The 11,302-nt window shown below is 62.0% G+C and carries 13 protein-coding genes; 7 read left to right on the top strand and 6 right to left on the bottom strand.

The annotated features are described in order from the left end of the window. The first annotated feature begins 93 nt into the window (after positions 1 to 93). The 3 genes from NCS28_RS24865 to NCS28_RS24855 are packed head-to-tail and all read left to right on the top strand — an operon-like array spanning position 94 to position 3,099. Positions 94 to 585 carry a MerR family transcriptional regulator gene (locus NCS28_RS24865; RefSeq protein ID WP_250516435.1) on the top strand — a complete coding sequence of 164 codons (492 nt, stop codon included), beginning with the start codon at positions 94 to 96 and terminating at the stop codon, positions 583 to 585. Further along, on the top strand, positions 582 to 2,135 hold the full coding sequence (locus NCS28_RS24860) for an MFS transporter (protein WP_250516434.1): 1,554 nt from the start codon (positions 582 to 584) through the stop codon (positions 2,133 to 2,135). The genes NCS28_RS24865 and NCS28_RS24860 overlap by 4 nt, the downstream gene beginning before the upstream one ends. A 22-nt stretch (positions 2,136 to 2,157) precedes the next feature. Beyond that, entirely contained in the window at positions 2,158 to 3,099 is a 942-nt protein-coding gene (locus NCS28_RS24855) for a LysR family transcriptional regulator (protein WP_250516433.1), read from the top strand. Positions 3,100 to 3,101: 2 nt separating this feature from the next. Here NCS28_RS24855 and NCS28_RS24850 read toward each other — a convergent pair whose 3' ends face one another. Continuing rightward, positions 3,102 to 3,953, bottom strand: a complete 852-nt coding sequence (locus NCS28_RS24850) for a LysR substrate-binding domain-containing protein (protein WP_250516432.1) — start codon at positions 3,951 to 3,953, stop codon at positions 3,102 to 3,104. A gap of 77 nt (positions 3,954 to 4,030) precedes the next feature. Here NCS28_RS24850 and NCS28_RS24845 point away from each other — a divergent pair, with 77 nt between their 5' ends. After that, positions 4,031 to 4,951, top strand: coding sequence for a DMT family transporter (locus NCS28_RS24845; protein WP_250516431.1), 921 nt, complete (start codon positions 4,031 to 4,033; stop codon positions 4,949 to 4,951). A gap of 25 nt (positions 4,952 to 4,976) precedes the next feature. Here the strand turns inward: NCS28_RS24845 and NCS28_RS24840 are convergent, their stop codons facing one another. Then, a complete protein-coding gene (locus NCS28_RS24840; protein WP_250516430.1) occupies positions 4,977 to 6,215 on the bottom strand; it encodes an MFS transporter in 1,239 nt (412 codons plus the stop codon). Between the two features lie 180 nt (positions 6,216 to 6,395). On the opposite strand from NCS28_RS24840, the gene NCS28_RS24835 reads away from it, so the two are divergent. Together NCS28_RS24835 and NCS28_RS24830 are read left to right on the top strand one after the other, a co-directional pair. Then, positions 6,396 to 6,734 carry a hypothetical protein gene (locus tag NCS28_RS24835; protein WP_250516429.1) on the top strand — a complete coding sequence of 113 codons (339 nt, stop codon included), beginning with the start codon at positions 6,396 to 6,398 and terminating at the stop codon, positions 6,732 to 6,734. A gap of 94 nt (positions 6,735 to 6,828) precedes the next feature. Beyond that, positions 6,829 to 7,092 carry a hypothetical protein gene (locus NCS28_RS24830; RefSeq protein WP_250516428.1) on the top strand — a complete coding sequence of 88 codons (264 nt, stop codon included), beginning with the start codon at positions 6,829 to 6,831 and terminating at the stop codon, positions 7,090 to 7,092. 3 nt (positions 7,093 to 7,095) lie between these two features. Here the strand turns inward: NCS28_RS24830 and NCS28_RS24825 are convergent, their stop codons facing one another. Further along, complete coding sequence (locus NCS28_RS24825; RefSeq protein ID WP_250516427.1) at positions 7,096 to 7,605, bottom strand: DUF421 domain-containing protein; 510 nt, start codon at positions 7,603 to 7,605, stop codon at positions 7,096 to 7,098. Between the two features lie 66 nt (positions 7,606 to 7,671). Then, the gene (locus NCS28_RS24820) at positions 7,672 to 8,265 is read right to left on the bottom strand and encodes a ParB-like protein (RefSeq protein ID WP_250516426.1); all 594 of its coding nucleotides are present in this window, start codon (positions 8,263 to 8,265) and stop codon (positions 7,672 to 7,674) included. Between the two features lie 186 nt (positions 8,266 to 8,451). On the opposite strand from NCS28_RS24820, the gene NCS28_RS24815 reads away from it, so the two are divergent. After that, complete coding sequence (locus NCS28_RS24815) at positions 8,452 to 9,672, top strand: GAF domain-containing sensor histidine kinase (protein ID WP_250516425.1); 1,221 nt, start codon at positions 8,452 to 8,454, stop codon at positions 9,670 to 9,672. Between the two features lie 35 nt (positions 9,673 to 9,707). Here the strand turns inward: NCS28_RS24815 and NCS28_RS24810 are convergent, their stop codons facing one another. After that, the gene (locus tag NCS28_RS24810; RefSeq protein WP_250516424.1) at positions 9,708 to 9,929 is read right to left on the bottom strand and encodes a DUF3079 domain-containing protein; all 222 of its coding nucleotides are present in this window, start codon (positions 9,927 to 9,929) and stop codon (positions 9,708 to 9,710) included. Between the two features lie 128 nt (positions 9,930 to 10,057). Continuing rightward, positions 10,058 to 11,233, bottom strand: coding sequence for an NAD(P)H-dependent flavin oxidoreductase (locus tag NCS28_RS24805; RefSeq protein WP_250516423.1), 1,176 nt, complete (start codon positions 11,231 to 11,233; stop codon positions 10,058 to 10,060). Between the last annotated feature and the right edge of the window lie 69 nt (positions 11,234 to 11,302).

Below are 11,302 nucleotides of genomic sequence, written 5' to 3'. Positions count from 1 at the left end.
TCCTTAGCACTCCGCATGCCCGGCAAACCTGTACGCGCACGTACAGGTTTGCGTTATAATGCGCGGCACCGACTCAGACCCTTCGATGCCGCCATGTCCGCGACCAAGTCCGCGTTCCTCACCATCCGCGACGCCGCCGAGCGTCTGCAAGTCACGCCGCGAACGCTCAAGTATTACGAAGAGCGCGGCCTCGTCACGCCCTCGCGCAGCGAAGGCCGTTACCGCCTTTACAGCGAGCAGGATCTTGAACTCTTCGCGCGTATCTTGCGGCTGCGTTCGCTCGGGTTCTCGTTGCAGGGCATCGTCGAGATGCTGAAGCGGCCGATGGAAACGCAAGGCGAAGGCCGCACCGGCTATTCGGCTTCGTCGTTGCGTGAGATCGAACAGGCGCTGTCGCAGCAGATCGAATCGGTCGATGCGCGCATTGCCGCCGTGCGCCGCGAACTGAAGGAAGCGCAGACCGTGCGCAGCGAACTCGCGAGCGACCTCGACTATTTGCGGCGCAGAATCGCGGGCGAAAGCAAGGAAGCGCTGCTTCAGGAACGCCTGGCCGCGCGCAAGCAGCGCAGGGATATCGACCCATGATCACTTCGTTTCGATATCCGAAGCAGATCGCGGAGCGTCTTCTCGGCGATCTGTTTCCGTGGGCCATCGCGCTCGCCACCGGCCTCGACTACTTCGACAACTCCGTCTTCTCGTTCTTCACGAGCTATATTGCGGGCGGCGTGAATGCATCGTCCGATGAACTCGTGTGGGCATCGAGCGCGTATGCGGTGGCTTCCGTGCTCGGCATTCTGCAACAGCAATGGTGGATCGAACGGCTCGGCAACCGGCGCTATATCGCGGGATGCCTCTTCCTGTTCGCGGCGGGCGCGGCGGCGGCGACATTGTCCGAATCGGCGATCGAGCTGGCGCTTGCGCGCGGTTTTCAGGGCTACTTCATCGGCCCGATGATGAGCGCCGCGCGCATCCTCATTCAGACGCGCTTCACGCCGCAGACGCGCCCCGCCGCGACGCGCCGCTTCCTCAACATGATCCTGCTCGGCACCGCGCTCGCTCCGTTGTGCGGCGGCTACCTGGTTGCATCGCTCGGCTGGCGCGCGCTCTTCTCGTGCACCGCGGTCGCGGGCGTCGCGCTCGGCGTGCTGGCGTTCGTCGCGGTGCCGTCGACGGGGCGCGTGCATCCCGAGCATCGCGGCGAAGCGCACTTCTGGCCGTACATCATCTTCGCGTTCGCGCAGGGCGCGTTGCAGATCGTCATGCAGCAAGTCCGTTTCGAGCTTTTCAGCACGTCGCCCGAACTCATCGTGCTGACCGTCGCCGGGCTGCTGTCGCTCGGCTGGTTCGCGTGGCATCAGTGGCATCATCCGAAGCCGCTCTTGCGGCTGCACGCGCTGCGCGAGAAGACGTTTCAGGTGGGCATCGTGCTGTATATCGCGTTCTATTACATCAACAACGCAATGAGCTTTCTCGTCTCGCGCCTGCTCGAAGGCGGGCTTGGCTATCCGGTCGAAAACGCGGGGCGGCTCGTCGGCTTCACGTCGATGGTCTCACTCGCGATGGCCGTCGTCTATTTCCGTTATTCGTCGCGCATCAAACACAAGAAGTGGATGATCATGACCGGCTTTCTGATGGCCGCGTTCATCGGCACGTGGATGATCAACATGCCGCCCGATGTGAGCATGCCGTGGCTCATCGCGCCGATGGTCCTGCGCGGATTGCTCCTGCTCTTCATCGCGCTGCCGGTCGCGAACCTGACGTTCCGCGTGTTCGCCATCGACGAGTACAGCCACGGTTATCGCTTCAAGAACATCGTCAAGCAACTGACGTATTCGTTCTCCACGGCGACGATCATCATTCTCGAACAGCATCGCGTGGCGCTGCATCAGACGCGGCTCGTCGAAACGGTCAATCCGTATGACCCGACGTTTCAGAGCGTGTATCAGAGCCTGCTCGGCGCGTTCGAGCGCATGGGGCATGGCGCAGCCGAAGCGAAGAGCCTTGCGCTCGTCGAGATCGGCCGTATCGTCACGCAGCAGGCGAACTTCCTCAGTTCGCTGGATGGCTTCTACTACATCATCGGCATCGCCTTGTGCGCGAGCGTGGTCGCGGCATGGCAGAAGCGTATCGATTGATCCGTCTCCGGGCACAAAGAAAGTGGACACACTCAGCAGCATGCGGATGTTTGCCCGCGTAGCCGAGGAAGGCAGTTTCACCGCCGCCGCGCAACGCATGAACATATCGACGGCCGCGACCTCGCGGGCCATCGCCGCACTGGAAGCGCATCTGAATACGCGGCTTCTGCATCGCAGCACGCGGCGCGTGATCCTCACCGAAGCGGGCAAGCGCTATCTGCAGCGCTGCGAGCAGATTCTCGCGTGCGTCGACGTGGCCGAAGCCGAAGCCGCCGATGCGCAGTTGCGCCCTTCCGGGCACTTGCGCATTCACGCATCCACAAGCCTCGGGCAGTCGTATGTCGTGCCCGCCATCGTGCGTTATCGGGCGCGTCATCCGGCTGTGTCGATCGATCTGACGCTGTCGCAGCACACGCCCGATATCATCGACGAAGGCTACGATCTCACGGTGCAGGCGAGCATCGCCGAGTTGCCGGATTCAAGCCTCGTCGCGCAAAGACTCGGCACGGTGCATAGCGTGCTGTGTGCGTCACCGGGGTATCTGCGCGAGAATGGCGAGCCGCGCACGCTCGCGGAGCTCTCACGGCATCCGTGCCATCAGCTCGTCTCGCCGATCTTTCCGCGCGATGTCTGGAACTTCGAAGGCCCCAACGGCATGGAAACCTTCGCGCTTGCGGAGACGAACTTCGGCGTGAATGTCGCGGGCGCGCTCGCGGTGGCGCTGCGCGAGGGCATGGGCATCGGCGCGCTGCCGATGTCGACGGCGAGCAAGATGCTCGCAAGCGGCGCGCTCGTGCGCGTGCTGCCCGAGTATCGATTGCAGGCGCTCACGCTTCATGCGCTGTATCCATCGCGGCAGTATCTCAATGCGAAGGTCAAGACTTTCGTCGAGTTCATCAAGGACGTGGTGCCGCGGATACTGGAGAGCGATGCTGCGCATATCGATGCGGCGCGCCCAAGCTGATACTAGAGCCTGAAGTTTTCCTTGATGGTGGCGATGAGCACGTCCATCGCTTCGCTTGCGCGGCCGTTGCCATCGCGCATCAGGACCACTTCGTGATCGCCGATTCGCGGGAGCATGTCCAGCACGCGCATATCTTCGCTGACGCGCGCGCGGTCCAGCAGCGTCACCGCAAGCCCCGATTCGACGCACGTCTTGATGACCTGGCTCGACGCGCTATCGAGAACGACGCGCCATTTGCGTCCGGCACGCTCGAGCGCGCTCATCATCGCCGCGCGATAGGGACAAGGCTCCCCGTACAACGCTAACGGAAGCGGACGGTCCTCGGCCAGCACGAAGGTCGAGCTCCCGACCCAGACGGGCGTGGTCATCGTCAGGACATCGGCCGGTCTGCTCGCCTTGGCGGGTTGAACGAGTAACGCTACGTCGAGCTTGCCGCGCGTGACCCAATCGCGAAGCTTGAGGCTCGGCGCGGTCTTCACTTCCAGTACCACGTTAGGCCAACTGGCCGCGAAGCCCGGAAGAATATCCCGGACGATATGCGCGGCGTACTCGTCCGGCACACCGAACACGACGCGTCCCGCGAGCGTTTTCCCCTGAAGATCCCGCAGCACGCGGTCATGCGCGCTCAACAGCTCGCTCGTACTTGCAAGCATCCGTTTGCCGAGCGCGGTCAGCGTGACGGACTGATTGTCCCGATCGAGCAGCCTGCCGCCGGCGATGGCTTCGAGACGCTGGATATGGATGCTGACCGCAGCCGGGCTTCTGTGAACATGCTCGGCCGCCGAGCGAAATCTGCCGAGTCGCGCTACCGCGTGAAAGGTGCGCAGGAGTTCGATATCGAGGACCGATTCCATGATGGTTCAACCAAATTGAACGACCTCGTCAGTATGTTTTGATTTTCGAATCGTCGCGCGGAGATTAGGCTGGATGCATGACAAAAGCTACGCGACCTTGCATTGCTTCTCACGCGCCTGCCATCGGCACGCTGCGCCTTCCTTTGCCTGCACTGGAAGCGTTGATGGTTATCGCGTGGAGTTCGGGCTTCGTCGGCATGCGATTCTCGACGGACTACGCACCGGTCTTTCTCGTCGTGTTGTGGCGTTGCGCCGCCATTTCCATCTGCCTGTTTCCGTTTGTCGTGCGGGACATAATCGACGCGCCGCGATCCGTGGTGTTGCGACAGGCCGCGATCGGCTTGTTCGCATTGGCGGGCTATATCGCGGGCGTGGCGAAGGGGATCGAACTGGGCGTATCGGCGGGTCTTTCCGCGCTGATAGCGAATCTTTTGCCGATCGGCACGGTCGTTATTTCGTCGATATTTCTGAGGGAACGCACGTCGGGCCGGACGTGGGCCGGCATCGCGCTCGGGCTGGCCGGTGTGCTCATGGTCAGTCGGGACGCATTGACGCTGGGCTCCGCTCCCGTCTGGGCGTATGCGTTGCCGGTCGCGGGCATGATGTCGCTGGCGGTGGCCACCGTCTGGCAGCAACGAAGCGCATCTCGTAGCGGATCGCTAAGTCTCTTGCCTACGCTCTGGATCCACTGCGTCGTGTCGTGTCTCGCGTTCGTCTGTTTGCAGTTGTCGCAAGGAAGCGTGACGCCCGTCGCGACCAAAGGCTTCGCAGCCAGCGTTTGCTGGACGGCGGTCATCTCGACGCTCGGCGGCTACGGTCTGTACTGGGTGTGCCTGCGGCGTTCGTCGCCCGCGCGCGTATCGAGCGTGCTGTTCCTGAGTCCGTCCGTCACGTTCGTTTGGGCCTGGGCGATGTTCGGAGAACCGCTTTCCTGGCCGATGCTCGTCGGAACGATCGTCTCGGGCCTGGGCATCGTCGTGATGACGCGACAGCCCTGACGCCGCGACGATCGCATGCGAATCGTCAATCCGCCGACGGTTCGCACTCGCTGACGAACGCCGATTTCCCGGTCGGCCGCTCCAATGCTGCAAGTCGCTGGAGCGCTATCAGCCCGAGCACGGCGAGCCCGCACCCCATCGTGAAGTCGGCGCTCAGTCCGGCATGGTCGACGATAGAACCGCCCACCGCGGAACCCGCAGCGATGGCGACCTGAATGATGCTGACGAACATCGCCGATCCCGCTTCAGGCATATCCGCCGTGCCGCGCTGAATCCATACGCTGAAGCACAGCGGCAGCGCGCCGAAAGCGACGCCCCAAAGCAGCATCCCCGCAGCTTCGCCCCCGATCGAATGGTCGAGCAGCAGCATCGACGATATGGCGGCGAGCAGAAGCAAAATCATCGCCGCGACGGACTTCTTCAGATGGTTTGCGACGGCCATCGACATCAGGGCATTCGAAAAGAATCCGACCAGGCCAAATCCAAACAGCAGCAGCGTGATGCCGCGCACGGAGAAATCCTGTTCCAGCAGCGGCGCGATATACGTATAGGTCGAGAAATGCGCTCCGAACACGAGCGCCACCATCAACAGACTCCAACGGGTGTGCGGACGGCGAAGCAGGGTTTTGAAGTCGGCGACGCGCAGCCCCGACGCAGACGGCAGAGACGGCACGAGAAACGCCTGTGCGATCAACGCGAGCGCCACCAGGCCTGCGGTGGCGGCAAACGACGCTCGCCACGACGCGAACGACGCGATGAACGTTCCGAGCGGAACGCCGATGACCGTCGCGCACGTGACGCCCGTCAGAATGGTCGCGGTGGCCTTCGCGGCATCCTTCGGTTCGACGAGTCGCGGCGCGGCGGCCGTCGCCAGCGTCCAGAATCCGCCGAGCGCGGCGCCGAGCAAGGCGCGTCCTGCGAGGAGCACCGGGAAACTCGTCGCGATTGCGCACAGAACGTTGGAAACCAGAAGCACTGCCGTCAACAGCAGGAATACGACGCGGCGATCCATGCGTCCGGCGCCCGCAATCAACGCTGGCGCGAAGATGGCGGCCATGATGCCGGGCGTCGTGACCATCAAGCCGGCGACGCCGGGTTTGATGCCGAGATCGTGCGCAATCTGGATCAACAGGCCAACCGGCAAGAATTCGGCCGTGACGAAGGCGAATGCGCTGACAGCCACCGCGACCACGGAAAGCCATTGGCGCAACGATGTGGTGGTTCCGTACTGCGACGCTGAGGTCGTAGGCGTATCGATTTGCATGGCGACGAATATGAGATTGAGCCTGACACTCTAAGCGGGCTTTGGCGTGGGAAAAAGTATCGCGGTCTGAACAGACAAGCCGACGCGGACGAACAATCCGATATTGTCTCGAGGCGAAGGCGTGCAGCAAAGGAGTAAGCTTTTGGGGCTGGACCTACTTCCTTCGACGGAGACAGCAAAATGGCCACCACATTAGAACCAACGTCCGGCGCTGACGGACGTACGCCCGAATCGCTTCGAACGCTGGCCGCATATCTGGAACTGTCGCTGGAAAAGGGTAAGTGCGTCGTGATGATGCGTCGCGGTCAAGACCTCTTTGCGGTCTACGTTGGCGATCCGTCCGAAGAGGACGTGAAGCTGACCAGTCAGGGCACGATTACGTCGGCGATAGCGCGAGAAATGCTTGAATCGACTCAAGTTGGTTTGAACCGGATGACGGTCGGCGATCAGGCGTATCGGTTCTTTCGAAGCTTCACGTACATCGCCGACGCTGGCGCGGTGGTATTCGCTCCGACCTAGGCTGAAAGACGTGCACTTTTCGAAGCGACGATCGAACCCGCGCCGTTCCTGGATTTCGCCGCACGCCAAGGAACGCGTGAACGAACGATGTTCCTTGTCGACAACCGCGGTTCGCTCGATGATCGACGCGGGCCGATGCATCTGGCTCGGCGAGTCGTCGGCGAACAGGGGCCTGAGCCTCCTCTACAGCAAAGCGGATGACTGCTGCTTCGTCGTCGTGCAGGACATCGGCAATCATGCTGTCATTACGGTGCTGCCGCTCTGGATGTGGAACAACGGCGCCTTGCTGGAAAGCTCACTGCAGGCGGTCGAAGCTCGACGGCTGGCGCTCGAACCACTGCCCGCTCGTCGAAGATGACGCTCAGCTATCTTGCTTTCGCTCCGTCTTCTTGCGCACAAGACTGACCTGCCCGTTGCGCTCGAGTATGGCCGAATGCACGTCATCGAGATCGAGCGTATGAAGTTCCTGGCGCGCGGTCTCGAACACGTCGGTTCTCGTGATAAGTGCCGCCGACATCTGATTTTCGTTGAACCGGCCATCCTTGAAGATTTCTCTTTCCACTCCGACCACGAGCGATTCCAGTCGCGGCGAATGGATGCAAGCCCACGCGAGCGCCCGGTGGATCAGCACCATGACGAGCGAAGCAACCAGCGTAGGAATTGCCGGCGAAGCACCGACGATAACGCGGCTCAACGTGGCGCCAAGGAGAATCGCGACCACGTAATCGAAGGGAGAGCGTTGCCCGAACGAGCGTCGGCCGGAGATGCGGATGAAGACGAGCGCCGCGAAAAAGACGACGACCGTTCTTGCGGCCATCTGTAGGGCATCGAGATCCCTGCCTTCGCCGAATATCGCTACGAGGATGTTCATCGGGTCCTCCAGTGATGAAGCTGCCTGGCCAGCGCAAACTTGCAGTGGAGACGATTTCCGTCAGCGTCAGTCAGCCGGGCCGAGATACCCCGGAAGTCCGAGCGCGGCTTTGGTCTTCGCGAGCTTCACGCCTTGTTCGACGAGCGCATCGTACTCGGCGTCGCTTTTGGGCGGCGGCAAATGGCGTCGCAGGAAATCGGACCAGCGGAATTCTTCCAGCGGAACCGGTGTCTTCTCGTAGCCGCCCGCGTCGCGCACCGCCGCCGACAGACTTCGAAAGTCATCGTCGATCAATTCCCACACATGGTCCCGAAAATCGGCGAACGCGACGCGCCGCCCCTGCGCGTCATAGGGATAGGCCCAACGATTATTTTCCATCGTCAGCCAGAAGTCGGCCTTGCTGAGCGACGACAGATCAGCGACCAGAACGACAGGCACGACCTTTATTTTGGCGCGCCACAACGCGGTTGCGACATGATGATGGTCGATCGCGAACGGCGCGCCGCCCGGCCCGAGCACGACAGGAACCGGCTTTTCAGCGATCGCCATTTCCAGATCATGACCCGATAGCGACTCATAGACTTTCGTCTTGTCGAGTATTTCGCGGAAACCGTGCGTCACCTGTGTGGGACGCAAGAGGTCGATTCTTACTTTCTTCATTTTTGCCTCCGTCCATCTGCACATGCGGACCGAATCGTATGAATAAGTGTTAGGGCCCTTGAGCGGAAGAGCAGGAACCATGCCGACGATTGATGTAGTACGCTGACTGGATTGCGGAGGTCCATCGCGTCAATGCCCTAATATTCGACTGATTTCGTCGATTCCTAACCCGGATGCGTGTGCAGCATGGAAAACATCGTCAACGCAGTTGATTCCGGTGAAGCACTGGCGCGCGATATCGGCGCCGTCGTCCGGATCGGCGCCGTCCCTTCGATGCTGAAAATGATCTGCGAAGAGACGGGGATGGGTTTCGCCGCCGTCGCGCGCGTGACCGATGCGACCTGGACGGCCTGCGCGGTGCTCGACAAAGTCGGATTCGGCCTCAAACCGGGCGGACAACTCCAGCTTCACTCCACGCTGTGCTTCGAATCTCGCGCCGCTCGCCTCGCGATCGTCATCGACGACTTCACCCAAAGCGACAAGTATCGCGATCACCATACGCCGCAGATTTACGGGCTGAGAAGCTACATCTCCGTCCCGATCGTCTTGCCAGGCGGCGAGTATTTCGGAAACCTGTGCGCAATCGACGCGCGGCCAGCGGCAGTCTCGGACCCGAAAATCGTTCGCATGTTCGAAGTGTTCGCCAACCTCATCGGCATGCAACTCGACAGCGAGCAAAGGCAATTGTCGACCGAGTCGCAGTTGATTCGGGAGCGGGAAACGGCCACTTTGCGCGAGCAATTCATCGCCGTGCTGGGCCACGACTTGCGCAGCCCATTGTCGGCGGTCAGCGCAACGGCTGAGTTATTAAGCCGGCGTCAAACGGAACCGGACATTGCGGCGATCGGACATCGCCTCAAGCGCTCGGCGTTGCGAATGGCCCGGCTCATCGATGACGTGATGGACTTCGCGCGGGGCCGCATGGGATCAGGCATGGTTATCGCACTGAACGATGAACTCGACCTCGGCGTTCATCTGCGTGCGGTCGTGGATGAACTGTGCATGACGTATCCGTCACGAGTGGTGGATTGCGCCATCTCCGTGGACGGGCCGGCTCGATGCGACCTCGCTCGCTTGCAGCAGCTCATGTCGAATCTGCTCGCGAATGCGTTCACTCACGGCTCGCCGGAAGCGCCGGTGGTCGTGCGCGCCGCCGTCGATTCGGGGACGCTCGTACTTTCCGTATCCAACGGTGGCGAGCCAATTCCATCGCAGGTACTACAGCGGGTGTTCGAACCATATTGGCGACCGAAGACCAGCGCACCGGGCGGGGGACTGGGCCTGGGACTGTACATCTGCAAAGAGATTGTGGAAGCACACGGCGGTACGCTCGAAGTGTGCTCGTCTATCAATGACGGGACATGCTTCACCGCGCGTGTTCCTTTGGAAGCTGGCAAGGCTCTCTGAGCGTCACCCGCCGCGCGCTCGCCGATCCTGGCCGCTTAATCCGACCGCGCGCAGCCCGGCTGAATCGATTTCGCATCCCCGACGATATCGAGATTCCACTCGCCTTGCTCGTACCAGTCTTCGCCGAGCAGCTCGGCCGGATGCTGAGTGCGGCTCGAACCGTTGCCGCAACGCAAAGCGTCCGTCGCGCAATAGTGATCGCAGCCCCAGCAATTTCGCTCAGGATGTTTCGGATTCAGCGGAAAGCGCTTCGACATGGCGTTGAAATTCCCTCGATCACGGCCTGTGAACCAGCGACATCAAGACTAGAACCGCGCCCGTTCGCAGCCAATAGGAAGGGGACGATCGTTCACGGCTGCCGCCGAAACACGGCGTTTCGGTATTTTCAACACGCTGCCGGCGCGGCCTTCGTCGCGCCCGTCAACAGCAGTTCGATCAGATCGCGCACGCTGCGGATCGCCGCGCCGAAGGGCAGCTTCTCGCGTCCGCGGAAGAACAGACCATTGCCGACATCGCCGCGCAATGCCGCGGCAAGGCGCGTATCGATGCAGAAGTGCCCGAACTTCTCGATGCCGTCGCGCAGGCCACACGCGCTCAGGCATTCGAGCGCCGACGGACACGTCTGCTTTCGCGCGCCGATCTTCGTGCGGATGCGTTCCTCGTTGCGCAGATAGCGCATGAGCCAGGGCGTCTTCACGGCGCGCGCGGGCAGGCCGGTCACGCTCACGAACTCGACGATATCTTCCGGCGTCGCCTCGGCGAGCACGCGCTTGAACTCGGGATGCGCATCGCCCTCTTCGGTGACGGCGAACGGCGTGCCGATCTGCACACCGTTCGCGCCAGCCGCGAGCCACTTGCGCACGGCTTCGTGACTATTGATGCCGCCCGCGACGATCACCGGCACATCCTCGCGCTTCAGCCCGAGCGATGCAAAAGACGCATCGAGTTCCTTCAACACGCGTTCGAAACCGAAGCGCTCGTCGTGCATGTCCGCGACGTCGCTCACGCCGAGATGGCCGCCGGCGTGCGCCGGATGCTCGATCACGATGGCGTCGGGCAAGCGGCCTTTCTTCATCCACTTCTTGAGAACGAGGGTCACGCCGCGGCTGTCGGAAAGAATCGGGACCAGCGCGATATCGCAGCCTTGCGTGAGATCGGGCAAGTCGAGCGGAAGTCCCGCGCCCATCACGATGGCATCGGCGCCCTCTTCGCAGGCGACGCGTACGTAATCCGCATGCGCGCTCACGGCCTTCATCACGTTGATGGCGATCATGCCGCGTCCTTCCGACAATGCGCGCGCCGCCTTGATCTCCCGCGCGAGCGCGATCAGGTTCGCGCGCTCGAGCGTCGGACGTGATTGGTCTTCACGGCACATCGCGAGCAAGTCCTCATGATGATGACGCAAGTCAATGCTCGCAATGGTGCCGAGCGCGCCTTCACGCGCCACGCTGCCCGCCAGGCGATGCGCGGAAATGCCGACGCCCATGCCGCCCTGCACGATCGGCAGCAGATTGCGGCCGCGGATCGTGAGCGGCGCGAAGGGATGATCGTGAGAGGTCATGGGCAACTCAGTTTGATAAGAATTCATGGTGTACCGCTTGATGTGATGCGAGCTTCGATGCATGTCGGT

Origin of the sequence: Caballeronia sp. INDeC2 (assembly GCF_023631325.1) — a bacterium.
Lineage (GTDB): Bacteria > Pseudomonadota > Gammaproteobacteria > Burkholderiales > Burkholderiaceae > Caballeronia.
Note: the sequence above shows the minus strand (reverse complement) of the source record. Positions and strands in the feature narration are given on the sequence as shown.

What these genes read in the sequence shown, in the direction of transcription:
- NCS28_RS24825 (WP_250516427.1), bottom strand. Translation starts at nt 7,605, where the DNA reads ATGAACATCCTCGTAGCGATATTCGGCGAAGGCAGGGATCTCGATGCC.
- NCS28_RS24860 (WP_250516434.1), top strand. Translation starts at nt 582, where the DNA reads ATGATCACTTCGTTTCGATATCCGAAGCAGATCGCGGAGCGTCTTCTC.
- NCS28_RS24845 (WP_250516431.1), top strand. Translation starts at nt 4,031, where the DNA reads ATGACAAAAGCTACGCGACCTTGCATTGCTTCTCACGCGCCTGCCATC.
- NCS28_RS24810 (WP_250516424.1), bottom strand. Translation starts at nt 9,929, where the DNA reads ATGTCGAAGCGCTTTCCGCTGAATCCGAAACATCCTGAGCGAAATTGC.
- NCS28_RS24835 (WP_250516429.1), top strand. Translation starts at nt 6,396, where the DNA reads ATGGCCACCACATTAGAACCAACGTCCGGCGCTGACGGACGTACGCCC.
- NCS28_RS24850 (WP_250516432.1), bottom strand. Translation starts at nt 3,953, where the DNA reads ATGGAATCGGTCCTCGATATCGAACTCCTGCGCACCTTTCACGCGGTA.
- NCS28_RS24820 (WP_250516426.1), bottom strand. Translation starts at nt 8,265, where the DNA reads ATGAAGAAAGTAAGAATCGACCTCTTGCGTCCCACACAGGTGACGCAC.
- NCS28_RS24865 (WP_250516435.1), top strand. Translation starts at nt 94, where the DNA reads ATGTCCGCGACCAAGTCCGCGTTCCTCACCATCCGCGACGCCGCCGAG.
- NCS28_RS24805 (WP_250516423.1), bottom strand. Translation starts at nt 11,233, where the DNA reads ATGACCTCTCACGATCATCCCTTCGCGCCGCTCACGATCCGCGGCCGC.
- NCS28_RS24840 (WP_250516430.1), bottom strand. Translation starts at nt 6,215, where the DNA reads ATGCAAATCGATACGCCTACGACCTCAGCGTCGCAGTACGGAACCACC.
- NCS28_RS24815 (WP_250516425.1), top strand. Translation starts at nt 8,452, where the DNA reads ATGGAAAACATCGTCAACGCAGTTGATTCCGGTGAAGCACTGGCGCGC.